Annotated in this window: 19 protein-coding genes and 1 riboswitch; of the genes, 3 read left to right on the forward strand and 16 right to left on the reverse strand. The window is 36.5% G+C overall.

The features are described 5' to 3' along the window. Positions 1–207: 207 nt before the first annotated feature. Complete coding sequence (cysS, locus tag BLR30_RS05965) at positions 208–1,674, reverse strand: cysteine--tRNA ligase (protein ID WP_089856141.1); 1,467 nt, start codon at positions 1,672–1,674, stop codon at positions 208–210. 145 nt (positions 1,675–1,819) lie between these two features. Further along, positions 1,820–2,485 carry a GTP cyclohydrolase I FolE gene (folE, locus tag BLR30_RS05970; RefSeq protein ID WP_089856143.1) on the reverse strand — a complete coding sequence of 222 codons (666 nt, stop codon included), beginning with the start codon at positions 2,483–2,485 and terminating at the stop codon, positions 1,820–1,822. 98 nt (positions 2,486–2,583) lie between these two features. On the opposite strand from folE, the gene BLR30_RS05975 reads away from it, so the two are divergent. Then, positions 2,584–3,738 carry a hypothetical protein gene (locus BLR30_RS05975; protein ID WP_089856146.1) on the forward strand — a complete coding sequence of 385 codons (1,155 nt, stop codon included), beginning with the start codon at positions 2,584–2,586 and terminating at the stop codon, positions 3,736–3,738. A 93-nt stretch (positions 3,739–3,831) separates the two neighbouring features. Here BLR30_RS05975 and metF read toward each other — a convergent pair whose 3' ends face one another. From metF to BLR30_RS17875, 7 genes are all read right to left on the reverse strand, one after another. Then, entirely contained in the window at positions 3,832–4,791 is a 960-nt protein-coding gene (gene metF / locus BLR30_RS05980) for a methylenetetrahydrofolate reductase [NAD(P)H] (protein WP_089856148.1), read from the reverse strand. 91 nt (positions 4,792–4,882) lie between these two features. Beyond that, complete coding sequence (gene metH / locus BLR30_RS05985; protein WP_089856150.1) at positions 4,883–7,543, reverse strand: methionine synthase; 2,661 nt, start codon at positions 7,541–7,543, stop codon at positions 4,883–4,885. 4 nt (positions 7,544–7,547) lie between these two features. After that, complete coding sequence (locus BLR30_RS05990) at positions 7,548–8,639, reverse strand: fatty acid desaturase family protein (protein ID WP_089856522.1); 1,092 nt, start codon at positions 8,637–8,639, stop codon at positions 7,548–7,550. Positions 8,640–8,722: 83 nt separating this feature from the next. Beyond that, complete coding sequence (locus BLR30_RS05995) at positions 8,723–9,733, reverse strand: homocysteine S-methyltransferase family protein (protein WP_089856152.1); 1,011 nt, start codon at positions 9,731–9,733, stop codon at positions 8,723–8,725. 156 nt (positions 9,734–9,889) lie between these two features. Beyond that, complete coding sequence (locus tag BLR30_RS06000) at positions 9,890–11,050, reverse strand: O-succinylhomoserine sulfhydrylase (protein ID WP_089856154.1); 1,161 nt, start codon at positions 11,048–11,050, stop codon at positions 9,890–9,892. A 116-nt stretch (positions 11,051–11,166) separates the two neighbouring features. Further along, complete coding sequence (locus BLR30_RS17870) at positions 11,167–12,705, reverse strand: ACT domain-containing protein (RefSeq protein WP_228400726.1); 1,539 nt, start codon at positions 12,703–12,705, stop codon at positions 11,167–11,169. Between the two features lie 3 nt (positions 12,706–12,708). After that, complete coding sequence (locus BLR30_RS17875) at positions 12,709–13,647, reverse strand: alpha/beta fold hydrolase (RefSeq protein WP_228400727.1); 939 nt, start codon at positions 13,645–13,647, stop codon at positions 12,709–12,711. Positions 13,648–13,704: 57 nt separating this feature from the next. Continuing rightward, a riboswitch (SAM riboswitch) is annotated at positions 13,705–13,813 on the reverse strand. A 188-nt stretch (positions 13,814–14,001) separates the two neighbouring features. On the opposite strand from BLR30_RS17875, the gene BLR30_RS06010 reads away from it, so the two are divergent. Beyond that, complete coding sequence (locus BLR30_RS06010; protein WP_089856155.1) at positions 14,002–16,617, forward strand: MGH1-like glycoside hydrolase domain-containing protein; 2,616 nt, start codon at positions 14,002–14,004, stop codon at positions 16,615–16,617. A gap of 240 nt (positions 16,618–16,857) precedes the next feature. Continuing rightward, complete coding sequence (locus BLR30_RS06015; RefSeq protein ID WP_089856157.1) at positions 16,858–18,537, forward strand: T9SS type A sorting domain-containing protein; 1,680 nt, start codon at positions 16,858–16,860, stop codon at positions 18,535–18,537. 75 nt (positions 18,538–18,612) lie between these two features. Here the strand turns inward: BLR30_RS06015 and BLR30_RS06020 are convergent, their stop codons facing one another. From BLR30_RS06020 to BLR30_RS06050, 7 genes are all read right to left on the reverse strand, one after another. Continuing rightward, on the reverse strand, positions 18,613–19,038 hold the full coding sequence (locus BLR30_RS06020) for an OsmC family protein (protein WP_089856159.1): 426 nt from the start codon (positions 19,036–19,038) through the stop codon (positions 18,613–18,615). Between the two features lie 268 nt (positions 19,039–19,306). Then, a complete protein-coding gene (locus tag BLR30_RS06025; RefSeq protein WP_089856160.1) occupies positions 19,307–20,629 on the reverse strand; it encodes a DUF58 domain-containing protein in 1,323 nt (440 codons plus the stop codon). A 73-nt stretch (positions 20,630–20,702) separates the two neighbouring features. After that, complete coding sequence (locus BLR30_RS06030) at positions 20,703–21,734, reverse strand: AAA family ATPase (protein ID WP_394332367.1); 1,032 nt, start codon at positions 21,732–21,734, stop codon at positions 20,703–20,705. A gap of 88 nt (positions 21,735–21,822) precedes the next feature. Beyond that, positions 21,823–22,974 carry a hypothetical protein gene (locus tag BLR30_RS06035; RefSeq protein WP_089856162.1) on the reverse strand — a complete coding sequence of 384 codons (1,152 nt, stop codon included), beginning with the start codon at positions 22,972–22,974 and terminating at the stop codon, positions 21,823–21,825. Between the two features lie 8 nt (positions 22,975–22,982). Next, on the reverse strand, positions 22,983–23,783 hold the full coding sequence (locus tag BLR30_RS06040) for a DUF4129 domain-containing protein (RefSeq protein ID WP_089856164.1): 801 nt from the start codon (positions 23,781–23,783) through the stop codon (positions 22,983–22,985). After that, positions 23,776–24,738: a DUF4013 domain-containing protein gene (locus BLR30_RS06045; RefSeq protein WP_089856167.1), complete on the reverse strand. Its 963-nt coding sequence runs from the start codon at positions 24,736–24,738 to the stop codon at positions 23,776–23,778. Before BLR30_RS06045 ends, BLR30_RS06040 begins: the two co-directional genes overlap by 8 nt. Further along, the gene (locus BLR30_RS06050) at positions 24,722–25,705 is read right to left on the reverse strand and encodes a stage II sporulation protein M (protein WP_089856168.1); all 984 of its coding nucleotides are present in this window, start codon (positions 25,703–25,705) and stop codon (positions 24,722–24,724) included. Before BLR30_RS06050 ends, BLR30_RS06045 begins: the two co-directional genes overlap by 17 nt. Positions 25,706–25,714: the final 9 nt, after the last annotated feature.

The raw sequence follows: 25,714 nt of genomic DNA on the forward strand, positions 1-25,714 counted from the left end.
TTGATTATTTCTTTAAATCATTGAGAACATTTTGGTTCGCAAAGATGCATTAGTCAGCAAATCAATTATAAGATTTCTTCGTCGAAATGACAGTTTTACGCATAAAAAACTCTCGCAGATTTGCGGATTGGCAGAAGATCATGTTTAAAAAATCTGCGAAATCTGTAAAATCTGCGAGAGATATAATTAAAAGCTTTAAACTTAATTTTAATTCAAAACGTAAGAAGTACCATCTCTTCCGTCTTTCAATTCGATGCCTTCGGCAAGCAGTTTATCACGGATTTGATCTGACAACTCGAAATTCTTCGATTTTCTTGCCTGATTTCTTAATTCAATTAAAACCTTCAGCGTCTGATCCAGTTTTTCGTTGTTGTTTTCTTCGATGACTTGAAGTCCTAAAACATCGAAAACAAGTGCATTTAACGTAGATTTTAACTCTTCTAAATCTTCCACTGAAATCGCTTCTTTGCCATCATTTAATGCAAAAATGTATTTCACTGCTTCAAATAAATGCGCAATTAAAACCGGAGAATTAAAATCGTCCGTTAAGGCATCATATGCTTTATTTTTCCATTCTTCCAGACTAAAAGATGATTGTTTTTCGTCATTAGGAATAATATTATTTAAAGCTTTAATCGCTTCCATCAATCTGATAAATCCTTTTTCACTGGCAATCATGGCATCATTTGAAATGTCTAAAACACTTCTGTAATGTGCCTGTAAAAAGCAAAAACGTACAATCGAAGGATGGAAGGGCTTTTCGAAGAAATCATTTTCACCAGTCACCAATTGCATTGGCAAAATATAATTTCCGGTAGACTTACTCATACGCTGTGAATTCATGGTAAGCATATTCGCATGCATCCAGTAGTTGACAGGAGCGGCATCATTGCAGGCTTTCCCCTGAGCGATTTCACATTCGTGGTGTGGAAATTTAAGATCCATTCCACCGCCGTGAATATCGAAAGTCTCCCCTAAATATTTCGTGCTCATCGCAGTACATTCCAGGTGCCATCCCGGGAAACCTTCTCCCCAAGGAGAATTCCATCGCATAATATGCGCCGGTGAAGCTTTTTTCCACAATGCAAAATCCTGTGGATTTTTCTTTTCTCCCTGTCCATCCAGATCACGGGTATTAGCGAAGAGCTCTTCAATATTTCTTTTGGAAAGCTCACCATAATTTAAACCTCTTCTGTTGTATTCCAACACATCGAAATACACAGATCCGTTACTTTCATAAGCAAACCCTCTTTCAATTAATTTTTGAGTTAATTCGATCTGCTCAACGATATGTCCTGTTGCTGTCGGCTCAATATTTGGCGGTAGCAAATTAAACATTTCCAATACTTTATGAAAATCCACAGTATATTTCTGAACGATTTCCATGGGCTCCAGCTTTTCAAGGCGCGTTTGTTTTACGAAACGGTCGTTGTTGACATCACCATCGTCAGTAAGGTGACCTGCATCGGTGATATTTCTTACATACCGAACTTTGTAGCCTAAATGCATTAAGCTTCTGTAAATGAAGTCGAAAGAAAGGAAAGTCCTTACATTTCCCAAATGCACATTGCTGTAAACGGTCGGTCCGCAGACGTACATTCCTACATTTCCTTCTAAGATGGGTTTAAATATTTCTTTTTCGCCGGCAAGCGAGTTATATATTTTTAATTGCATGATTCTTTATAAGTGATAATTAATGATTGATAAATGATTTTTAAAAAGTTTAATTCAAGAAAATCTTTCACAACAAATAATTGTCGTGATGAAAATTTTATCTGAGATTTTTTTAAATTTTATCATTAATAATTCTGTTTATCATTTAATCCAATTTTGCATGACTTCCCACGTAATGAAGGAATTCCTGCCTTGTAATAGGATTGGTTCTGAAAATACCACTTAATTCTGCTGTAATAGTAGAGCTTGCCGTGTCTTTTATTCCTCTGCAATTTACGCAAAGATGCTTTGCATCAATAATACAGGCAACATCTTTTGTCCCTAAAGCTTCTTTTAAAGCATCCACAATCTGCATTGTGAGTCTTTCCTGAACCTGCGGTCTTTTTGCATAATAATCGACAATCCTGTTAATTTTTGAAAGACCGATCACTTCTCCATTCGAAATATAAGCAACATGTGCTCTTCCGATGATCGGCAAAAAGTGATGTTCACAGAACGAATATACGGTAATATCTTTTTCCACCAGCATTTGGCGGTATTTATATTTGTTTGAAAATGTGGAAATTCCCGGCTTATTTTCAGGAAGAAGCCCTCCGAAAATTTCATTCACATACATTTTCGCAACCCTTCTCGGAGAATCTTTCAGAGAGTCATCAGTCATGTCTAATCCTAATGTTTCCATGATTTCTCCGAAAAGTGTGGTAATCTTTTCGATCTTTTCTTCTGGCGATTTCTCAAAAGCATCTTTCCTTATGGGCGTATGTTCTTTTCCAGTGAAAATATCATCGTCGTTATCGGTAAAATCAACCATTTTTATTTAATTTGCACAAAAATACGGATAATATCTTTTTAAATGATTTCGATTTAAACGAAAATTATTATCTTTCTTATACACTACCAAAATAAGATATGATTACTGTAGAAGAAGTACGAAATGAAAATCAGAAACGTGAATTTTTAGAGTTTCCTCCGAGACTTTATAAGCATGACAAAAACTACATAAGGCCTTTAGATAAAGATATTGAAGCTATTTTCAATCCTCTTAAAAATAAATTTTTCAAAACCGGTGAGTGTGAGAGATTTTTATTTAAAAACAAAAAAAATAAAACCTTAGGAAAAGTTGCCGTTTTTATAAACGAAAATTATCCCCAAAAACAGCCAACGGGCGGAATTGGATTTTTCGACTGTATTGATGACCAGGAAACGGCGAATTTTATTTTTGACCATTGCAAAAAATGGCTTCAGCAAAAAGGAATGGAAGCCATGGACGGCCCGATAAATTTCGGAGAACGTGATAAATTCTGGGGACTCGTTACTGAAGGGTTTACTGAACCTTTGTATGGAATGAATTATAACTTTCCTTACTACAAAGATCTTTTCGAGAATTATGGGTTTAAGATCTATTTTGAACAGCTTTGCTTTTCACGTCCTATTTTCGCCGAGGTTTCCCGAATTTTTACGATAATGCATGCTAAGCACAGCAAGAATCCCAGTATTTCAGCAAAACCTATGACGAAGAAGCATCTGGAGAAATTTGCTGCAGATTTTACTGAAATTTACAATAAAGCCTGGGAATCTCACGGTGAAGGAAAATGTATGGATGAGACTAAAATTCTAAAAATGTTCAAGATTATGAAACCTATTATCAATGAACACATTTCGTGGTTTGTATATGAAAATGAAAAGCCGATTGCCATGTGGATGAATATTCCGGACACGAATCAATGGTTTAAGTACCTAAATGGAAAGTTTGGAATCTGGGAAAAATTGAAATTTCTCTGGGTTAAAAAGTTTAAGAAAAATGAAAAAATGGTAGGTCTTGTTTTTGGTGTTGTTCCAGAGTGGCAAAAGAAGGGTCTTGAGGGATACATGATCTGGGAAGGAACTCAGCACCTTAGAAAACATACCTATTTTAAAGTAACTGAGATGCAGTGGATTGGGGATTTTAATCCTAAAATGATAAAAATTGCGGAAAATCTTGATACCACGGTAACCAGAAAACTGGCAACGTACCGATATCTTTTTGACAGGAATAAAAAATTTGAAAGACATCCTGTTTTATGAGTTTTTGCTTAGGTTTCGGCGGCGAAGCCGCCGAAACCTAAGCAAAAAAAGTTCTGCATATGCAGAACTTAAAATCAATTCACTTTTACTTTATTAGAATAGCGCTCCGGCTACTTTTTTAATATTGTCACTTTTTCCCATCGAATAAAAATGCAAAACAGGAACTCCAAAATCCAGCAATTCTCTGCACTGATTAATCGCCCATTCAATTCCGATCTGTTTTACGGATTCGTTATTTTTAGCATTTTCCACTTCATTAATTAACTCTTCTGGCAAATCAATTTTAAAAATCTGAGGAAGAATTTTTAAATGCTTTTTAGTGGCAATGGGTTTAATCCCAGGAATAATAGGAACTGTAATTCCCATTTCACGGGCTTTTTTTACAAATTCGATAAACTTTTTATTATCAAAAAACATTTGCGTCACAATATAATCGGCACCTGCGTCTACTTTTTGTTTGAGCCATTTTAAATCATAATTCATGGAAGGAGCTTCTATATGCTTCTCAGGATAACCGGCAACGCCAACACAAAATTTGTTATGTTCATCACACTCCTGATCTTCATTATGTAGATATTTTCCTCTTCCCAAATTATTGATCTGGTGAACCAAATCCATTGCGCTGGCATGTCCCCCGTTCGTAGGTTCAAAATACTGATGCCCTTTCATCGCATCTCCTCTTAAAGCCATTACATTATCAATTCCGAGATACATACAGTCGACCAGAAGATATTCTGTTTCTTCTTTGGTAAAACCTCCGCAAAGCAGATGTGGAACGGTATCTACATTATATTTATGCTGAATGGCAGCACAGATTCCTAATGTTCCGGGGCGCATTCTTGTGATTCGGCGCTCCATTAAACCATTTCCTTTATCGATGTAAATATACTCTTCTCTCGAAGTTGTCACATCAATGAATGGTGGTTTAAATTCCATTAAAGGATCAATATTTCTATATAAATCTTCAATCCCGATTCCTTTTTGCGGCGGAACGACTTCTAGGGAGAATAAGGTTTTTCCGTTTGCGTTTTTTATATGGTCTGTGATTTTCATTATTATATTTTTGTTGCTTGTTGAAAGTTGTTAGTTGATGGTAGTTACAAAAAGTTCAAAAACCAACAACTATCAACCATAAACGATTTTATTAATCTGCTAAATTCGGCGACAGCCATTTTCTCGCTTCCTGCAAAGAAATTCCTCTTCTTATGGAATAATCTTTCAATTGGTCTTCTGCAATTTTTCCTAGGCCAAAATATTTTGCATGCGGACTTCCGAAATAATATCCGGAAACGGAAGCCGTCGGAAACATCGCTAAATTTTCAGTCAAATACACTCCTATATTTTCTTTCACTTTCAGCAAATCCCAAATGGCGTGCTTTTCCAGATGATCTGGACAGGCAGGGTATCCCGGAGCCGGACGAATACCTTTGTATTTTTCTGCAATTAATTCTTCGTTGGTTAAATTTTCCTGATTAGCGTAACCCCAATATTCGGTTCTTACTTTTTTATGCAAAAATTCGGCGTAGGCTTCTGCAAAACGATCTGCCAAAGCTTTTACCATGATCGCATTATAATCGTCGTTTGCTTTTTCATATTCGGCTGCCAGTTCATCTGTTCCAAAACCTGTCGTTACACAAAAAGCGCCCATATAATCGGTTTTTCCTGAACTTTGAGGCGCAATAAAATCACTTAAAGCCAAGTAATCCTTTCCTTTTGAACGTTGAGCCTGCTGTCTTAATGTCAGAAATTTCACTTTCTGTTCATTATCTTCATCAAAAATTAAAATGTCATCCTTATCAGTAGAATTGGCTTTAAAAATTCCGAAAATAGCTTTTGCAGTCAGTAATTTTTCATCCAGAATTCTCTTTAAAATAACCTGAGCATCTTTAAATAATTCTTTAGCCTGAGCTCCAACAACCTCATCTTCTAAAATGTTTGGGTATTTTCCGTGAAGATCCCAACTTCTGAAAAACGGAGACCAGTCGATGAAAGGCAGCAATTCTCTTAAATCCTGGTTTTCAACAACCGTAATTCCTAATTGATTTGGGATAAAGATTTCTTCATTTTGCCAGTCAATTTTAAATTTATTTTGTCGGGCTTCTTCAATAGAAACATAATCCTTCTCCACCTGCCGGTTCAGGAATTTTTCCCGGAATTCTGAATAATCATTTTTTAAATCTGCAACATATTCTTTATTCCGATCACCCAGCAATGAACTTACCACGTTTACCGCTCTGGAAGCATCATTTACATGAACGACTGCGTTTTTATATTTTAAATCTATTTTAACGGCAGTATGTGCTTTTGAAGTTGTCGCACCGCCGATCAGTAAAGGAAAATTTAAATTTTGTCTTTCCAGTTCCTGAGCGATGTACACCATTTCATCCAGACTTGGCGTAATCAATCCGCTCAGTCCGATAACATCTACCTTTTCTTCAATAGCAGTCTGAATAATTTTTTCGGCCGGAACCATTACTCCCAAATCGACGATTTCGTAATTGTTACAACCCAACACTACGCTCACAATATTTTTACCAATATCATGAACATCACCTTTTACGGTTGCCATCAGAATTTTTCCGTTGGCAGGTTTTGAGCCGTCTTTTTCAGCTTCGATATAGGGTTGTAGATAAGCCACCGCTTTTTTCATTACCCTTGCCGATTTTACAACCTGTGGTAAAAACATTTTTCCACTTCCGAATAGATCTCCGACAACGCCCATTCCGGTCATCAGATTAATCTCGATCACATGAAGTGGTTTTTCTGCCTGTAGCCTTGCTTCCTCAACGTCTTCTTCAATAAAACGGTCGATTCCTTTAACCAAAGCATGAGTAATTCTTTCTTGTAAAGGATAATTTCGCCATTCTAAATCTTCAACTTTTTCTTTTTTAACCGATTTATGCTTTTCGGAATAATCTAAAAGTCGTTCTGTGGCATCTTCTCTTTTGTCGAGAATTACATCTTCAACAAGCTCAAGGAGTTCTTTATTAATTTCATCATAAACTTCCAGCATCGCAGGATTCACGATTCCCATATTCATTCCCGCCTGAATGGCGTGATACAGGAAAACAGAATGCATTGCCTCTCTAACCGTATCATTTCCTCTGAATGAAAAGGAAACATTGGAAACACCTCCACTTACTGATGCATATGGAAGATTTTGCCTTACCCATCTGGTTGCCTCGATGAAATCGATGGCATTTCGGCGGTGTTCATCCATTCCCGTTGCAACCGGGAAAATATTCAAATCGAAAATAATATCTTCTGCAAGAAAGTTTAAACGATTCACTAAAATATCGTAAGATCGTTTTGAAATTTCAATTCTGCGTTCATAAGTATCAGCCTGTCCTACTTCATCAAATGCCATTACAATTACGGCAGCTCCATATCTTTTAATGGCTTTGGCCTGTCTGATAAATTCTTCTTCACCACCTTTTAAGCTGATCGAATTTACTACACATTTACCCTGAGCAACCTGCAATCCGGCTTCCAGAATTTCCCATTTTGAAGAGTCAACCATCAGAGGGATTCTTGCGATATCTGGCTCAGAAGCTATCAAATTTAAAAATTTGATCATGGAAGCTTTACCGTCAATCAATCCATCATCGAAATTGACATCCAGAATTTGCGCGCCGCCTTCAACCTGATGACGGGCTATATCCAGTGCTTCTGCAAATTTTTCTTCTTTTATTAATCTTAAAAATTTCTTTGAACCGGCAACATTGGTTCTTTCACCAACGTTGATAAAGTTACTTTCCGGCGTAATAATCAGTGGCTCAAGCCCTGATAATCTTAAATATTTCATCAATTTATTCTTCTAAAATAAAATATGCGTTATTCGCATTTTGCTTCAGCAAATCCACATGTTTGCCTAAAGCTGTCGTAATTGGAAATCGTTTGTACGCTAATCCATGCTCTTTCGCGAACGATGCGATTTCCTCTGTAATTTCATTATAATAGGCGTAACTGTAATTCGGAAAAAGGTGATGTGCCACATGAAAGTTGAAATTTCCCAATACATTTCGTACAAACCAGTTGTTTTCTTTTAAATCGTTGGTCACTTCAAACTGATGGTTAAGCCAACTGAAAGGCAGTCCGTTTTTCTCATCCAATTTTGGAAAAGCATTGTCAGGAAGCGGATGTAACGGCAGTAGCACGAATAGTGCAAAAATACTCGCCGCAATTACCTGCAAAAACCAGGCTCCCAATGCAAGACTTATAGAAACTTTAAAAAACAAAACAGGAACAGCAATCTGGTAGAAAAAATAGAACAGTTTATACGCAACCATTTTAATTTTTTCTTTCATCGGTATTGCTCCCTGGGTTTTAAGAATTACCCGGTTGTTGTCAAAAAAATCTCTGAAATCACGGATAAACATCCAATTAAATAGATACAACGGATACACCAAAAAGAAAAACCTGTGCTGATATCGTTGAATTCCTTTAGCTTTAATCCAAGGAATAATCAATAAAAGACCACTCTGTTCGATATCGGTGTCCCAACCGTCAACATTTGGATAGGCATGATGGCTTGCAATATGCCTTTTTTTCCAGATATAGGAATTGGCACCTACAAAATCAAAGATCTGCAATACCATACCATTCATTTTTTTGCTTTTAAAAATATTGTTGTGAGCCGCTTCATGAATTAGATTTAGATAAATCAACACCAAAGAAATACCCATCAAAACGAAACTTAAAATATAAATCCAAGGCTTGCCTGCATTAAAAAGTGCAAACACATACAAACCAACATAAAGCAAAGGCAGAATAACGGCTTTGATCTGGATGTAAATATCCCGGTTTTCAGGAATTGCTTCTACTCGTTGGTTCACTTTCTTTCTTAATTCATTAAACAACTTGGCATCATTAGAATCTTTTAAATAAACAGGCTTTTCCATTATATTTAATTTTGTGTGATAATTAAAGATAATATTAAAAACCATTCCTTTTATTAAGGATTTAATTAAAAAATTCTATTAATTCAAACAAATTTCTTCAATTTTCTTGGCGAGTATTGTGCTGCCAGATCTGCAATAGCTTTAATATGTTCCGGTGTCGTTCCACAACAACCTCCGATAATATTAATCAGTCCTTTTTCCGTATATTCTTTGATCTGACTCGCCATATCTTCAGGCGTTTCATCGTACTTACCGAAAGCATTTGGCAAGCCTGCATTCGGATACGCTGAAACATAAAACTCTGAATTATGAGCTAATGTCTCCAGATACGGTGTTAATTGGTTTGCTCCCAGCGCGCAATTAAAACCAACACTCAAAAGATTCAGGTGCGAAACGGAAATTAAAAATGCTTCTGCGGTTTGTCCGCTCAATGTTCTTCCTGAAGCATCGGTAATTGTTCCGGAAACCATAATGGGAATTTTCATTCCTCTTTCATCCTGAATTTCATCGATTGCGAAAAGGGCGGCTTTCGCATTTAAAGTATCAAAAATCGTTTCTACTAAGAGAATATCCGAACCGCCGTCTAATAAAGCTTCGCACTGCTGTTTGTAAGCAATTCTCAATTCTTCAAATGTAATTGCTCTGTAACCCGGATCATTCACATCAGGGCTCAAACTTGCTGTTCGGTTGGTCGGACCGATGGATCCTGCAACAAATCTTGGTTTATCAGGATTTTGGACAGTAAATTCGTCACAGACTTTTCTTGCTATTTTTGCAGATTCATAGTTCAACTCATACACCAGATCTTCCATGTGATAATCTGCCATAGCGATTGTTGTACCCGAAAACGTGTTTGTTTCTATAATATCTGCTCCTGCTTCAAGATATTTTTTATGAACTTCTTCAATCGCCTGTGGTTGTGTAAGGGAAAGCAAATCATTGTTTCCTTTTACCGGATGTTCCCAATCTTTAAAACGCTCTCCGCGATAATCTTCTTCTTCAAATTTATACCGCTGAAGCATCGTTCCCATCGCTCCGTCCAGTATTAAAATTCTCTCGGATAGTGCTTTGTATAATTGTTCTGAATTTTTCATTTTTTAATTATTTAAATTTTCCGAATTACATTCGAATTTTCCAAATTTATGTGGTCAATCTTTGCAGCCCGACTTGAGCGGAAATCCTTTTTGTGAGGCTAAAAGCACTGGCAAAAAGATTGGGAGCGGAAGGCGGATAAAGCTGCCCAAAAAATTTTAATCCAATGCCTGTTTCAAATCTGCAATAATATCATCCACATTTTCCAGACCCACAGAGCACCGAACCAGACCTGCCGTAATTCCTACTTCGTTCCTTTCTTCGTCCGTTAATTTAGAATGCGTTGTAGAAGCCGGGTGAGTAACAATTGTTCTTGTATCTCCAAGGTTTGCGGAAAGTGAACACATTTTAATATTATTTAAAAAGTTTCTACCACCTTCAATTCCTCCTTTAATTTCAAATGCCACAATGTTTCCCCCTAATTTCATTTGCTTTTTGGCAATTTCATAACCCGGATGAGATTTCAGAAAAGGATATTTCACCAATTCTACATTTGGGTGACTTTCTAAAAACTCAGCCACTTTCAATGCATTTTCACAATGCTTTTCAACACGGATGGCTAACGTTTCCAGACTTTTCGATAAAACCCATGCATTAAAAGGTGACATTGCAGGACCTGTATTCCTTGCGAAAAGATAAATTTCACGAATCAAATCTTCTCTGCCGACAGCTACTCCTCCTAAAACACGCCCCTGACCATCGATTAATTTTGTAGCGGAGTGCACCACGATATCTGCTCCGTATTTTATAGGCTGCTGCAAATACGGTGTTGCAAAACAGTTATCAACAATAAAAATTAAATTATGCTTCTTTGCAATTTTTCCGAAAAATTCCAAATCCAATACTTCAATCGCAGGATTGGTGGGTGTTTCTAAGTATAAAATTTTTGTGTTTGGTTGAATGTATTTTTCTATATTTTCAGCATCTTCTGCTTTGAAATAAGTTGTTTCAATATTCCATTTGGGGAAATATTTTGTGAACAAAGTGTGCGTAGATCCGAAAACTGACTGACAACTTACGATATGGTCGCCCGCATTTAACAAAGTCGCAAACGTTGAATAAATCGCTGCCATTCCCGTTGCAAAAGCATATCCAGCTTCTGCACCTTCCATTTTGACAATTTTATCGGTAAATTCCGTTACATTTGGGTTTGAAAAACGGCTGTACAAGTTTTTTGATTTTTCTTCCGCAAAACTTGCCCTCATATCTTCCGCATCTTCAAAAACAAAGCTTGAAGTAAGAAAAAGCGGCGTTGAATGCTCATCAAACTGAGTTCTCTCTGTCTGGGTTCTTATGGCAATGGTTTCAAAATTTTCCATATAAATTAATTTATCAATGTAGCTGTGTAACAATGCAACAATGAGATTCTTCACTTCGTTCAGAATGACAGGGTTAAATATTGATAAACTGCTACAGTGTTATATTGTTACATTAATTACTTTGTTTCACTTACTCTTAAAATGTCCCCGAAAACGCCTCTTGCGGTAACCTTAGCTCCGGCTCCGGCTCCCATGATGACAATTGGGTTTTCACCGTAACTTTCTGTGTATATTTCAAAGATTGAATCGGAACCTTTTAATTGCCCTAAAGCGGAAGTTGCAGGAACAGAAATTAATTTTACATCAAGTTCGCCTTTTTCTTTCTGTAAGTCTCCATGAAGATCTCCCACATATCTCAACACATGGCCGGACTCTTGATTCTCTTTTATTTTTTGATACTCTTCATCCAGCTCGTCCAGTCTTGAAAGGAATTCTGATTTTGATACCGAAAGTAGATTTTCCGGAACCAGATTCTGAATATTGATATCGTCAAATTCATTAATTAAATCTAATTCTCTGGCTAAGATCAATAGCTTCCGCGCCACATCATTTCCTGACAGGTCTTCTCTTGGATCAGGCTCTGTATAACCTTTTTCCAACGCTTCATTGATAATTGTGGAAAAATTATCATTTCTCAAAGAAAAATTATTGAAAACATAGCTCAAAGTCCCTGAGAAAACACCTTTGATTCTGGTGATGTTTTCTCCCGAAAGGTGTAGCAATTTTATGGTATCAATCAATGGCAATCCGGCACCAACGTTGGTTTCATACAGATAACGTCGGTTATTTTTGTTCAACGTATATCTTAGTTTACGGTATTCTTCAATCGGAAGTGTATTGAAAATTTTATTTGAAGAAACCAGATCGAAGCCATTTTCGGCCAATGCGTGATAGTTTTTCACAAAATCCTTACTCGCGGTATTATCTACGACGATAAGATTTTCCAGCTGATTTTTCTTTGAAAAATTAATCAGCTCCTGAACATTAGACGGATTTTCTGAGTTTACAATCTCATCATTCCAATTAATCCCGAAACCTTTTTTGTTGAATGCAATTTTCTTTGAATTAGCAACTGCCACGACTTTGAGGTCTATTTTTTTTCGTCTCTTAATTTCTTCTGAAGACTCTAAAACCTGTTCTATCAAAGTTTTCCCAACATTTCCATGTCCTATAATTGCAAGGTGAACCGTTTTTGGCTTTTTGGAAATTTCAGATTCGATGATATTTTTTGCTTTTTCGTCCTGAGAAGAAGTTACAACGATATTCACTCTTTTTTCTGCTGCAATCTGATTTAAAAGTAACGGGAAAACATTGTTTCTTGCCAGCTCTGCTAAGACTTTATTAAAATCTTCTGCAACAAAACCTAAAACCGACACATTATTGATGCTGTAAATCTGGGAAACCTTTCCTGATTTTCTTTCCTCTTCAAATTCATCAATCAGACAATTTACCGCCTTTTCGGAATCTGCTTCCTGAACGAGAATAGAAAGTCCGTTCTCGATTGCCTGCTGGGAAATTACTCCCACACTGATTCTTGCCAGGGTAAGCGCTTTAAAAATGCGTCCGTCAATCCCGATTTCACCTAAGAAATCTTCTCCTTCAAATTTGATGATTGATCTGTTTTTTAAAAATTTTATTTCGTTAGCATTCTTCATCTTCTACAATATATTTTTAATGATAGTATTTAATTGTTCGTATTCCATTAAGAAGGCATCGTGCCCATGAATTGAGGTGATCTCGTGATAAAAAACATTTTCTTTTTTCTCTTTAAGCTTTTCATAGCAACTCCTGATTTCGGAAGCAGGAAAAAACAAATCTGTATCAACGGAGATCATGTGCATTCGGGCCTGGATTTTTTCTAAATCACTCTCATTCGCATTAATATTCATCAACAAATGGTTCATCAGCTTATAAGATTTTAAACTAAATCTTTCGTTTAATACTTTCCCATGATACATCAGCCAATCTTCTGACTCTAATCTCTTTTTTTCCTGATTATACTTGTTTTGAAACCTGGCGTTTAAAGATTCTGGTGTTCGGTAGCACAACATCGCATGAATTCTTGCCTTCTGTAATGGCTCATCATTTTGATTTAATAAAAACTTCTGAACCAGACACTGTGCATAGAGCCAGTCATGGGTTTTAAAATCACAGGCAATAGGAATGAAAATTTCGGAAAGATTTGGATTTTTAGCCAACATTTCCCAGCCTATTGCTCCTCCTAAAGAACCTCCGATAATGGCGTGTAAACTTTTAATATTTAAAATTTCAAGACCTTGCAAAAAGATATTGGCAATATCCGAAACTGTAAAATTCTCATATTCATCAATAAAAAAATTATCATAGCCATTTCCGGGAATATTAAAACACAGAACCGTATATTTTTCGGTATTGATAACCTGATTTTCACCAATCAGCTTTTTCCACCAGCCTTTTTCTCCCGAAACATCCGAATTACCTGTCAGTGCATGATTTACTAAAATGATCGGTGCCGAAAACAGCTCTTTCCCGAAAAGCTGATAGCTCAACGGGATATGATATTCCTTGCCGGAATTTGTACGATACGAAAAATTAATATGTTTTAGTTCTGCTTTCAATTCTATTTTATTAATACAATTGAAAATGCCACAGGAAATGGCTGAAAGAACTTCAGTAAGTTATCTGTCCAAAAATTACTTTGGTAGAACGTAGCACCTTCTCCGCTTTCGCGAAGGGTTGCTAAGGTTTCATAGGGTCTAATCCCTCAACCTTTCTTGATAACATTTTCAATATTTGAATGAACGAATGGTGCAAAGATAAAACTTTTATTTTAAAATTTTATAAAAATTTAATTTAATATCTCAAACATCCATCGGCAGGCAGTTTGCAGAAATACATTAAGTTTAATTCAAATTAATGAGGTTGGAATTTTTTGACAAAAAAACTACCTTCGTAATGAAAAGTGATGAGATATGGTTGCTGAAAAACAAAGATTACAAAACACAGACTGGAAAAACTGGGGACCTTACGTGAGTAACCGGCAGTGGGGAAATGTACGTGAAGACTACAGTCCCAATGGCGATGCATGGAATTTTGCCAATCATAATAATGCCGAAAGCTATGCCTATCGCTGGGGAGAAGAAGGGATCGCCGGAATCTCGGATTTCAAACAGATTTTTTGCTTTGCTCTCTCGTTTTGGAACAAGAAAGATAAAATGGTCAAGGAGCGCTTTTTCGGGCTGAGTAATCCTCAGGGAAACCATGGCGAAGATATAAAGGAAATTTTTTATTATCTGGATAACACCCCAACCCACAGCTACATGAAAATGCTGTATAAATATCCGATCAACGCCTTTCCTTATGATGAAATCCGGGCAGAAAATGCACGAAGAAGCAAAAAAGAACCTGAATATGAAATTTTCGATACCGGGATTTTTGATAAAGATGAATATTTTGATATTTTCATCGAATATGCCAAAGCAGATCACAACGATTTTTTAGTCCGAGTCACGGTTTTTAACAGAAGTAATGCTGATGCACCTATTGTTGTCGCACCTACAGTATGGTTCAGAAACAACTGGAAATGGGGTTATAATACTTACAAAGGGCAGACATCCGCTTCACATGAAGGCTGTATCAATATTCAGCATGATAGCATTTCTATCAAGAAGTTTTATTCCAGGAATATTGGTGCAGAAAGTGTTTTCTGTGAAAATGAAACCAACACCCCAAAACTATACGGAGCTCCATACACTGGAAATACGTATTTTAAAGATGGGATCAATGATTATATTATCTACGGAAGCAATACTGTAAATCCTGAAAAAGAAGGCACAAAAGCCTCATTCTTGCTGGATGATATAATCGAAGCAGGAAGCTCAAAATCTTTTGATTTCAGGCTTTCTCCTGATGAGCTTGATGACCCGTTTGAAAATTTTGATGCTATTTTCAATGAAAGAATTGCAGAGGCAGATGAGTTTTATAATGAAATTCAGAATGATGTGGTGAATGAGGATGAAAGAAATGTACAGCGACAGGCTTTTGCAGGATTATTATGGAATAAGCAGTTTTATCATTATAATGTAGGAAAATGGTTGAAAGGAGATCCTAATTTTGAAGCTCCCAGAGATTTTAATAATTACGTACGAAATACAGAGTGGAATCATCTCCACAATAAAGACATCATATCCATGCCAGACAAATGGGAATATCCTTGGTATGCGACCTGGGATCTGGCCTTTCATTGTGTTCCTTTTGCTATTATTGATGCAGATTTTGCCAAAAACCAGCTGCTTTTGCTTACCAAAGAATGGTATATGCATCCGAACGGACAAATGCCGGCTTACGAATGGAATTTGAGCGATGTAAATCCTCCCGTTCACGCATGGTCATGCTTCAGGGTCTTTAAAATTGATGAAAAGCAGAATGGGAAACCCGATCTTTTATTTTTAGAAAAAGTCTTCCAGAAGCTACTCCTGAATTTTACATGGTGGGTAAACCGAAAGGACAAAAACGGTAAAAATATATTTGGTGGAGGTTTCCTTGGACTTGATAATATCGGAGCTTTTGACCGTAACATGATTCTGAAAGACGGACAGCATTTAGAGCAGGCTGATGGCACAAGCTGGATGGCCATGTATGCTTTAAACATGATGCGTATTGCCATGGAACTAGCTCAATATTACCAGGTTTATGAAGATATGGCCATTAAATTTTTTGAGCATTATCTTTACATAGCCCAAGCCATGGAAAACCTGGGTGAAGGCACAAAAGGACTCTGGAATGAGGAAGACGGATTTTTTTACGATGTTCTACAACTCGGAAACGGCGATAGTGTTTCACTGAGACTAAGAAGCATCGTTGGCCTTATTCCTATGTTTGCCGTGGAAATCATAGATCATCATCTTCTCGATAAAATGCCGAATTTTGTTGAAAGGATGGATTGGGTACTGAAAAATAAACCTGAGCTTACCAAGCTTGTGTCGCACTGGGAAGAAGAAGGACAGGGAAGAAAGCACCTGATGAGCATTCTCCGTAAAACAAGACTGACAAAGGTTCTAAGTCGTATGCTTGATGAAAAGGAATTTTTAAGTGATTACGGAATACGTGCCATGTCGAAAGTATATGAAGAAAATCCGTTTGTATTCTCTGTACACGGAACAGAAAATGTTGTCTATTATACACCCGGAGAGAGTGACAGCCGCATGTTTGGAGGAAATAGCAACTGGAGGGGACCGATCTGGTTCCCGATCAATTTCCTGATTGTTGAAAGTTTACAAAGGTTTTATTTTTATTACGGAAACAGCCTGAAAGTTGAACTACCGACCGGTAGTGGTGACAAGAAAAATCTTGATGAAGTGGCACAAAATATCAGCAACAGGTTATGTTCTATTTTCCTTAAAGACGAAGTAGGGCAACGACCGTTCAACGGTGGAAATGCAAAATTTAATTATGATGAAAACTTTAAAGACTACGTAACGTTCTTTGAGTATTTCCATGGTGATAACGGACGCGGAATCGGAGCCTCCCATCAGACAGGGTGGACTGCGACAGTTGCAAAACTGATGAAACCAAGATTAACATTTTAGCGATTATTCTTAAATACAATACCAGCCTCTCAAAAAAGAGGCTTTTTTTTATGATTAAAAGTTGAAATATTTATTATTTCAATGTAAAATCATTAATACAATAGTTAAAATCTATATAGAATTAAACAAACTACACTATATTTAACTTATACATGAAAAATTACCATCAATTTTAAAAATATAATACTTTTTTATCAATAAAATATCTATATTAGCCGCTTAAACCTAATAATAGAATTTATGAAAGGAAAACTACTACCTCTAGCAGTCGTGGCGTTATCGACTGTATGCAATCATTACCTTAAAGCTCAGGAATATCAGCCAATGCCGGTTACAAGCGGTTACAATGCTGATGTTATCGCCAATGGTGTAGGCCCATCTGCCTCTTCTACCAACAACGATGTAGATGGCGTAAGTTATGCTTTTATCTCCCGCGATTTTCAACTGACATCAGCCAGCACACCTTTAAATTACGGGCTTCCCATTAATGGCATCATCAATTCAGTAGTATCTTCTACTTCCGGATTATCTTATCAGATGGGATCTTACAGTTCAAATAACAGTCTAAGGCTGGAAGCTGCCAATGATAACGGAACTTTAATTTTCTCTACACCTCTTCAGGCTATTACTGTATATATGCTCGCAACAGGAGGAAGTGGGAGCTGCACAGTAGATGTAGATGTTAATTTTACCGACAATACTTCAGAAACCTTCTCAGGAGTGAGTATTTCCGACTGGTACGGAGGAAGCAGCTATGCAATCCAGGGAATCGGAAGGATTAATACTTCAAACGATAATCTTGAGTCCGGTTCGGGAACTAATCCGAGACTATATCAGATTCCTTTAGCAATTAGCACAGCAAATCAATCCAAGAGCGTTCAAAGTGTAACAGTAACTAAAGTGGGAACAGGAGGAATCCCTAATATCTTCGCTTTCGCAGCAGATGCCTACAATGCCTGCGCTACGCCAACCAATATTACGGCGACAACTACCATGTCTGAAGCAACAATAAGCTGGACAGCATCTGCCAGCGCTCCGGCTTCCGGATATCAATATTATTACAGCACTTCGCCTACCCCACCGACAGCAACAACAACTCCTACAGGGAGTGTAACTTCGGGTACTTCGGTAACGCTTAACCAATTAACGACAGGGCAAACGTATTATTTCTGGGTAAGATCCAATTGCGGAGGTTCTTCACAAAGTTTCTGGAAAATGAAAGAATTTACTCCGGGGCAAATCAGCACGACATATACAGCAGGAGATATTAATACACAGTTTAACAATTCAGGAGTTACAACGACATCTACTACAAGCTGTCCAGGAAGTTTAAGCATCAATGTTCCGACAGGATATAAAATAAAATCTACCGCTGTTTCGTACACCATGTCTACGGTTTCCAATGGGTGGATGGCCGAGCAAAGAAGCCTTTTGGTTTGTACCACGAACAACACCACGGAAGCTTCAGTAACCTCCGGATCCGGATCTTCTACAGGTACATATTCTTATAACAGAACCGGTCTTACTTTAGCGAATGATCTTACAGGAACGGTAAACTTTGAAATGAGAGCATGGAGAACATATGGAGGATCAGACTGCAACGCAGATTACAATAAAATAGATAACAACACACTTACTGTAACGGTTACATTAGAACCATTATCTTTGGCAACAAGCGAGGTAACCGCAAAAGAAAAAGAGAGAATTGCATATCCAAATCCTTTTATTGATACATTACATATTGAAAAGGCTGAAAATGTGAAGAAGGCAGTTTTAACAGATCTTTCGGGAGTTGTAGTAAAAACTGTTGAAAATCCATCTTCATCACTGTTCGTGGGAGAAATAAAATCAGGAATGTATATTCTGACCTTAACAATGAAAGACGGCTCATTAAAAAGCATGAAAACAATTAAAAGATAACACTACACTACACATTCATACTGAAAACGCGGATATTTTTTTTATCCGCGTTTTGTTTTATATGATGGGTAAAGGCTAAGCTTCAACCATTTCTCCGTTAACAAAAACCTCGTAGCCAATTTCTACATTGGGTTCAAGAGTTTTAGAAACAGAGCAATATTTTTCAAAAGATAGCTGAGCTGCTTTAAAGGCTTTTTTAGGATCAATATTTCCTTCCAAAAGAAATTTTACTTTGATTGATTTAAAAGGCTTGGCATCGTCTACCGGAATTCTTTCCCCTTCCACTTCGGCTTTAAAGCCAGTGATTTCCTGTCTTTGCTTTTTGAGAATGGAAACGACATCAATTCCGCTACAGCCTGCAACTGCCATCAGGACGCTTTCCATAGGAGAAACTCCCTTTGCTCCCGGCTGGGTAGTATTATCTAAAAGGATTGAATTTCCCTGAGAATTGGTGCATTCAAACAAAAAATCGTCATTGATTCTGTTAAGTGTTATTTTCATTATTATTTATTGCTAAATGATTAAACTTTATACTTAATACATTATGTCTAATGATTAATAATCTATACTTTATATATAAAACTTTATACTTAATGCTTAAAGACTTTTGCTTAAGACTTAAACTCTAATACTTAACGCTTAAAATTTTATACTTAATGTTTAAAGACTTTTATTTAAGACTTAAAATTATATGTATTAGACCTAAAACTTTATATATTAAACTTAAAGCACTTACTGCTTATGGCATACTGCCTGCTGCCTCTAGACATTATAAAATTCCTCTTGCTTTGATCTCAAGATATTTATTAATAACATCAATATTCAAATTTTCAGGCAATGTATATACAGTATAAATTCCGTATTTGCGTAGTTCCTGGATGATAAGTTTTTTCTCAAACTCAAATTTTTCGGCAATGATTTCATCATAAATTTCCTGCATACTTTCAGGGTTTTTATGCATCAATGTCTGAAGCTCTGAATTTTTAAAGAAAACCACTACCAGCAAATGGTTTTTGGCAATTCCGCGAAGATACTTCATCTGTCGGTTCAGTCCGTCAAGCGTCTCAAAATTGGTAAACAGTAAAATTAAACTTCTCTGGTTTAAGGAATATTTTACGTCCTGATACAATCGGTTAAAATCACTTTCAAAAAAATCTGTTTTGATATTATAAAGCGCTTCTGAAATTTTCCGTAACTGACCCGATTTATTCTCAGCCGCAATTTTATTTTCCGTTTTTTTAGAGAAGGTCATCATTCCTGCACGATCGCCTTTCTTCAGAATAATGTGGGACAAAGCCATCGTCGCATTGATGGAATAATCCAACAGACTTAATCCTTTGAAAGGCATTTTCATTGTCCTTCCTGTATCGATCAGCATGAAGATTCGTTGCGATTTTTCATCCTGAAACTGATTGACCATTAATCGGTTTGTTTTGGAAGTCGCTTTCCAATTGATGGTTCTGATATCATCACCCGGAACATATTCTTTGATCTGCTCAAATTCCATCGTGTGTCCCAGCTTTCTTATTTTCTTGATTCCACCCAATAAAAACTCACTTTGAATCGCCATGAGCTCATATTTTCTCAGATGAATGAATGATGGATATGAAGCTAAATTAGCATCTTTCTGAAAATTAAATCTTTTTGAAACAAAACCAAGCAATGATGAAACATAAACATTCAGGCTTCCAAAATTGTATTCTCCTCGTTCTTTCGGCTCCAAAATGTATTGAAAAAAAGTATTCTTTCCCCGTTCAATTTCCTTTTCAATCAGGAAATCACGCTTCTGAAACTGAAACGGAATTTCATCGATTATCCTTACATGAATTTTAAAATCATAATTGTTTTTAATATCAATTTTTACAGGGTTTTCGTCTCCGTTTGATAATTTTTCAGGCAAAATCCTTTGCGCTGAAATCCCTTTATTTTTATTAAAAATAAAAAGATAATCCACCATTACCGCAAGAAAGCAAAGCAGCAAAGTAATATGTGCCACCCACATCAGAAATGGAAAGAAAAATGCGAAGACATACAGTACTCCCACTACGATGAGCGTAAAGAAAAATCGGGTATTGATGTATAGGTTTTTCATTAGCTAAATGCTATAAGCAATAGGCAGCAAGCTAAAAACTGTCAACTGACGGTTCTGAGCCAACAGCCAATTTCTATCTTGGTATTTCTATCCCTTCTAAAATTTGTCTGATAATTTCGTCTGCCGTAAGTCCTTCCATTTCTCTTTCAGGCGATACGATCACTCTGTGTCGCAAAACGGCATAGCTGGCTTCTTTAATATCTTCCGGAGTTACAAAATCTCTTCCTCTTAACGCGGCAAAAGCCTTAGAAGCGGTTAACAATGCCAGACTTGCACGCGGTGATGCACCCAAATACAGGAACTGATTTTCTCTTGTATTTACAATAATCTTGGCAATATACTCCATCAGTTGAGCTTCTACGATGATTTCTTTTACCAGATGCTGATAGTTTTTTAATTGCTGCGCCGTAATAACACGATTCACCACCTCTGTTTTATCTTCATTTTTGCTTTCGTGCTGATTTTTAATAATCGAAATTTCCTGCGCGAGGTCTGGATAACCTACATTTATTTTAAACAGAAAGCGATCAAGCTGTGCTTCAGGAAGCCTGTACGTTCCTTCGTGCTCAATTGGATTTTGGGTTGCAACCACCAGAAAAGGCTCATCCATCGTGTAACGAGTACCATCCATCGTAATTTGTCTTTCCTCCATTACTTCAAAAAGAGCAGCCTGGGTTTTTGCAGGGGACCTGTTGATCTCATCAATTAAAATAAAGCTTGAGAAAATCGGACCTTTTTTAAATTCAAATTCAGAATTTTTTACGTTGAAGATAGAAGTTCCCAAAATATCGGAAGGCATAAGATCCGGTGTAAACTGAATTCTGCTGAAGCCTACGTCAATAGTTTTGGCCAGCAGCTTTGCTGTAATCGTTTTTGCCACTCCGGGAACACCTTCAATCAATACATGTCCATTAGACAGAAGCGCAGCCAAAAGATGCTCTACCATACTTTCCTGCCCTACAATCACTTTACCAATTTCGGTTTTAACTTTATCCAGGCTGGAACGAAGCTCAATCATATCAATTCTCGACTGAAACTGTTCTTCCTTTTTATCAAGGTTTATAGAAGAATGATCTTCTGTATTTTGGTTTTCAAAGTTTTCCATATCATATAATTTAACAATTTATCAATGTAACAGTTTACCAATTAAAGAGAATTGTTACACTGTTATACTTTTAGATTGTTACATTTTTTTAAATTATTTCATCAAGTAATTTATTCATTTTTGCAAGATCTTCTTTCATTACCTGTGCGTAAGGATCTTGTGCTTTTTTGATTAGCTTTATGGCTTCGTCAATCATTTCTATAGGTTTACCTGTTTTAAGATGAAGTTTTTTGGCAAATTCTTCATCCAGATTCTGGGTATCAATCAGAAGATCCATTCTGATTTTATTCAGAAAATACTGCGCTTTTTTGGCCATCATATCATGGAAATCTCCTTCCTGCAGATACAAATTGCCTATGCTTTTCACAAAATCTACCGACGTATTTTTTAGCGGTTCGATAATTGGGACGATTCGTTGTTTTCTCTTAGCATTAAAGAAAATAAAAAGTACAAGTCCTCCCAATAATACCCACCAGGCATATTTCAACGCCGGATTTGAGAGAATAAACCTCAGGAAAAACTGTGAAACTTTTGCATCATTTTCTACAAACCAAACCGTTTCGCGATCATCAAGATATGAAAAAATATCCTGAGCATATTTTACATTTCCTCGTTTTAGAAGATAATAATTGCTGATGAAAAGCGGTTCGCAATGCACATAGATATTTCCCTGCCCGAATTTAATTTTAATGAAATTGGCCTGGTCGGAATTGTTTTTCTCCACGGTCTTTCCTAAAACTTCAACGCCTGGTTTTATGAAGGTAAAACCTCTTCCTGACGGAAATTTATCCAGATGAATAAAATCATTCTGATACTTTTTATCTGTAAGTTTCAAAACATTTTTGTCTTCAAAAGAAATCTGCGAATCATAATAGCCAATGCTGTCCGAAACCTCTTTTGGCATTTCGCTCACAATAAGCATCGCATCCGATCCTTCAGAAACCTGATCCAGAATTTTGCCCCACGATTCTGTGTCAATGTCTTCTTCTATCACCAGAATATTATGAGGTTTTTTTTCAGACTGGTAGTAATCATAAGGTGTCTGATTTATTTTTTTAATTTTATTCTTAAAAAGTGTATTAACCTCATGGTTAAAAACATACAACCCGAAAGGTGACTTCTGATTGATATCGAAATTTTTCCTCCAGTCCGTAGTCTCCGCCTTGTTTACTTCAAATAACGCCAGAATAATCATCACGACGATGAAGATCACAGCATATATTTTGAAAGTTTTATTCATGATAAAAATTACGGTTTAAAGGATTGATACTGGTTTTTGAATTTCTGATAACTTTCCTCAGAAATACCGAATTCTCCGTACCATACATAATCAAAAATATATGACAGATTAAAGAATTCATCTTTAAGATTTGGCGCTTTCAGCTCGGCAACATAATCTTTATTGGTTTTTTCGGGATTCCAGATGATAAGTTTTTTATCACTTAATTTTTTTAATACAAAGAGAAACTGATAACGTACCGCCGAACGGAAATCTCCGGATCTTTCAAACTTCAGGATACTTTCAGGGAAATTGATTTCGTGGATGTTTTCATGAAGCTCTTCTTCTTTAATATCTACTTTTTTATTTTTCTTTCCAAACAGGAAATTTCCCTCCTTTCCGATGAGATATTTAATAATAAAATAAAGCAGGAAACCGACTAAAATAATAGCAAATAACCGCACCAGAATACCGGCTATGTTTCCGGATTTTGTAAAAACCGTCTCTCCGAAAATGCTGTTCAGGATCTTCACTATTTTTGCCATGATTTTTTCCCACAAAGACATTCTTGGCTTTACCGTTGTATAGTCAAAATCTTTTTCTTTGTACCTCGACTGAATGCTGTCTTTAAATTTTTTAGGGTAAAGTGTATTTTCTGTAATCGGTTTTTGCAGTAAAACAGAATCTGCACGATACATATTTTTGTAATGCCCCGTACTCAGAGAGTCTACATAAACTTCTGCGACCGGCGGTGGCGGGTCGTCCTGAGTCTGCGCATGAATATGGCCGGCAGAAATGAAAATCAATAAAATAAAAAAAAGTCTATTCATTAATTCCAATGGTGTCTATTTCTGCCAGTTCTACTTTTTGATGAAGATCTGTACGGCTGTCGTAATACATTAACCCCGAATTGATATATAAAACATTCATCAGTAACGTTGAGATAACTGAGGAAATACCATATATAAGAAAAAACAATATACCAAAGCTTCCTACAAAAGGATTACGCTCAAACTGCGCATCTGGGGCTGTGGTGGAAAGTTTTATAAAGAACATAATCATCGGAATAGATGAGAAAAATATGCTTACAATATAAAACAATATGAACATGATAAGCGTTGCACCCCAGTATTTCCAATAAGGAGACTTTTCTCTTCTGTTGGCATAAGAAAACTGTGAACGTACAGCATAACTTAATGATTCAAAAAAGCTTCTTTTACCATTGAAATAATCGTAACAGAGAAACGAAACAATATTGAAAAGGTTTGGCCCAACAAAAAGAATAAGCACAAGACCGATAATAATAAAAATAAGGATGTATGAAATTCCAAAAATAATGGTCGCAACCGGCAGTACAAGAAAAGTCAAGCCAAAATATGTGGCAGCAACTTTTTTTCCGTTTACTCTGAAGTCCCCAAGAATATCGTCTGTCTTAATATGAGTATTTCCTTCCGCAATTCTTTTCATATAAAAAACCGGAAACAGTAAATTAATAGTTATTAATGCTGTAGACAGTATGAATAGCAATATGCCCGAAACAATGAATACTCCGAGATTATCATTGAAAAGCTGTTCAAAATAATAGCTCTGCCCGCTGATATTGGATCCGAAAATCGCTCCGAAGAATTCTTTATACCCGAAGACAATGACAACGACCATAAGAATCAACAGCAAACCGTTGAGAAGTAAAAAATTTTTAAAGTAATTTTTCCCGTATAATTTAAAAAAGGCGAAACTATCTGTGATAAAAGTTCCAAAATCTCTCTTTTTATAAAACTGCATCATGAATTTGGTTATTGATTTTTCTGTTGACGATGGAAGGATAGAAAAAATAATAAAACCCGATCACTGCCAACGATCCGAAGATAATGATTAAATTTAAAAACAAAGGCATTTCCAGCGCATGTCTCGTGACATATCCTTCGATGATTCCTGCACAGACCGTAAACGGAACCGTACTTAAAAATATTTTAAAGGAATCTTTAAATCCGTTTTTAAAAGAATTAAATCTTGAAAAAGTTCGCGGAAACAAAATAGAAGCTCCCAGAATCAGTCCGCACATCGCTTCTACCACCATGGAAAATATTTCAAAAACACCGTGAAGCCAGATACCTCGCGCGCTGTCCTGCAATGCGCCATAATCATAAAAAAAATACTGGAACGAACCGAGCATCACACTGTTTGACAAGAGCGCCCACAAAGTACCCACACCACCGAAAATTCCGTAAATATAAAGTTTGGCTCCAACTCCGATATTGTTGAATATAATCCCGATCGTACTTCCCCAGGTCGAACCACTTTGATAAATGCCAACTGCATTTCCTGATTTTATATTTTCGATCGTCTGATTGACGTATCCTTCCCCTAAAATAATATTCGCAAAATCTTTATCATATATCGCGGAAAGTACTCCGATCAGCGTAAACAGTGTAAAAAATAAAAATGCATACCCCAAATACCTTCTATACTGATACACCAGTAAAGGAACTTCCGTTTTAAAAAAATACAAAAGGCGGTTTTCTTCTACCCTTTTTGTTTTATAAATTTTTTGGAAAATCTGCGAAGAAAGATGATTCAGATAGACTGTCGTATTGCTTTTCGGATAATAGGTCTGCACAAAAGAAAGATCGTTGACGAGATTAATGTACAGCGACGAAAGATCGTCAGGATTTTTTTTAATTTTACCCTGAATAACCTGTTCGATTCCCAACCATTTTTCTTTATTTTGTTTAATGAAATAAACTTCTCTCATAACTTAAGG

Source organism: Chryseobacterium taeanense (assembly GCF_900099685.1).
GTDB lineage: Bacteria > Bacteroidota > Bacteroidia > Flavobacteriales > Weeksellaceae > Chryseobacterium > Chryseobacterium taeanense.

Coding starts and splice junctions, on each gene's coding strand:
- cysS (WP_089856141.1), bottom strand. CDS start 1,674: ATGCAATTAAAAATATATAACTCGCTTGCCGGCGAAAAAGAAATATTT.
- folE (WP_089856143.1), bottom strand. CDS start 2,485: ATGGTTGATTTTACCGATAACGACGATGATATTTTCACTGGAAAAGAA.
- BLR30_RS05975 (WP_089856146.1), top strand. CDS start 2,584: ATGATTACTGTAGAAGAAGTACGAAATGAAAATCAGAAACGTGAATTT.
- metF (WP_089856148.1), bottom strand. CDS start 4,791: ATGAAAATCACAGACCATATAAAAAACGCAAACGGAAAAACCTTATTC.
- metH (WP_089856150.1), bottom strand. CDS start 7,543: ATGAAATATTTAAGATTATCAGGGCTTGAGCCACTGATTATTACGCCG.
- BLR30_RS05990 (WP_089856522.1), bottom strand. CDS start 8,639: ATGGAAAAGCCTGTTTATTTAAAAGATTCTAATGATGCCAAGTTGTTT.
- BLR30_RS05995 (WP_089856152.1), bottom strand. CDS start 9,733: ATGAAAAATTCAGAACAATTATACAAAGCACTATCCGAGAGAATTTTA.
- BLR30_RS06000 (WP_089856154.1), bottom strand. CDS start 11,050: ATGGAAAATTTTGAAACCATTGCCATAAGAACCCAGACAGAGAGAACT.
- BLR30_RS17870 (WP_228400726.1), bottom strand. CDS start 12,705: ATGAAGAATGCTAACGAAATAAAATTTTTAAAAAACAGATCAATCATC.
- BLR30_RS06010 (WP_089856155.1), top strand. CDS start 14,002: ATGGTTGCTGAAAAACAAAGATTACAAAACACAGACTGGAAAAACTGG.
- BLR30_RS06015 (WP_089856157.1), top strand. CDS start 16,858: ATGAAAGGAAAACTACTACCTCTAGCAGTCGTGGCGTTATCGACTGTA.
- BLR30_RS06020 (WP_089856159.1), bottom strand. CDS start 19,038: ATGAAAATAACACTTAACAGAATCAATGACGATTTTTTGTTTGAATGC.
- BLR30_RS06025 (WP_089856160.1), bottom strand. CDS start 20,629: ATGAAAAACCTATACATCAATACCCGATTTTTCTTTACGCTCATCGTA.
- BLR30_RS06030 (WP_394332367.1), bottom strand. CDS start 21,734: ATGGAAAACTTTGAAAACCAAAATACAGAAGATCATTCTTCTATAAAC.
- BLR30_RS06035 (WP_089856162.1), bottom strand. CDS start 22,974: ATGAATAAAACTTTCAAAATATATGCTGTGATCTTCATCGTCGTGATG.
- BLR30_RS06040 (WP_089856164.1), bottom strand. CDS start 23,783: ATGAATAGACTTTTTTTTATTTTATTGATTTTCATTTCTGCCGGCCAT.
- BLR30_RS06045 (WP_089856167.1), bottom strand. CDS start 24,738: ATGATGCAGTTTTATAAAAAGAGAGATTTTGGAACTTTTATCACAGAT.
- BLR30_RS06050 (WP_089856168.1), bottom strand. CDS start 25,705: ATGAGAGAAGTTTATTTCATTAAACAAAATAAAGAAAAATGGTTGGGA.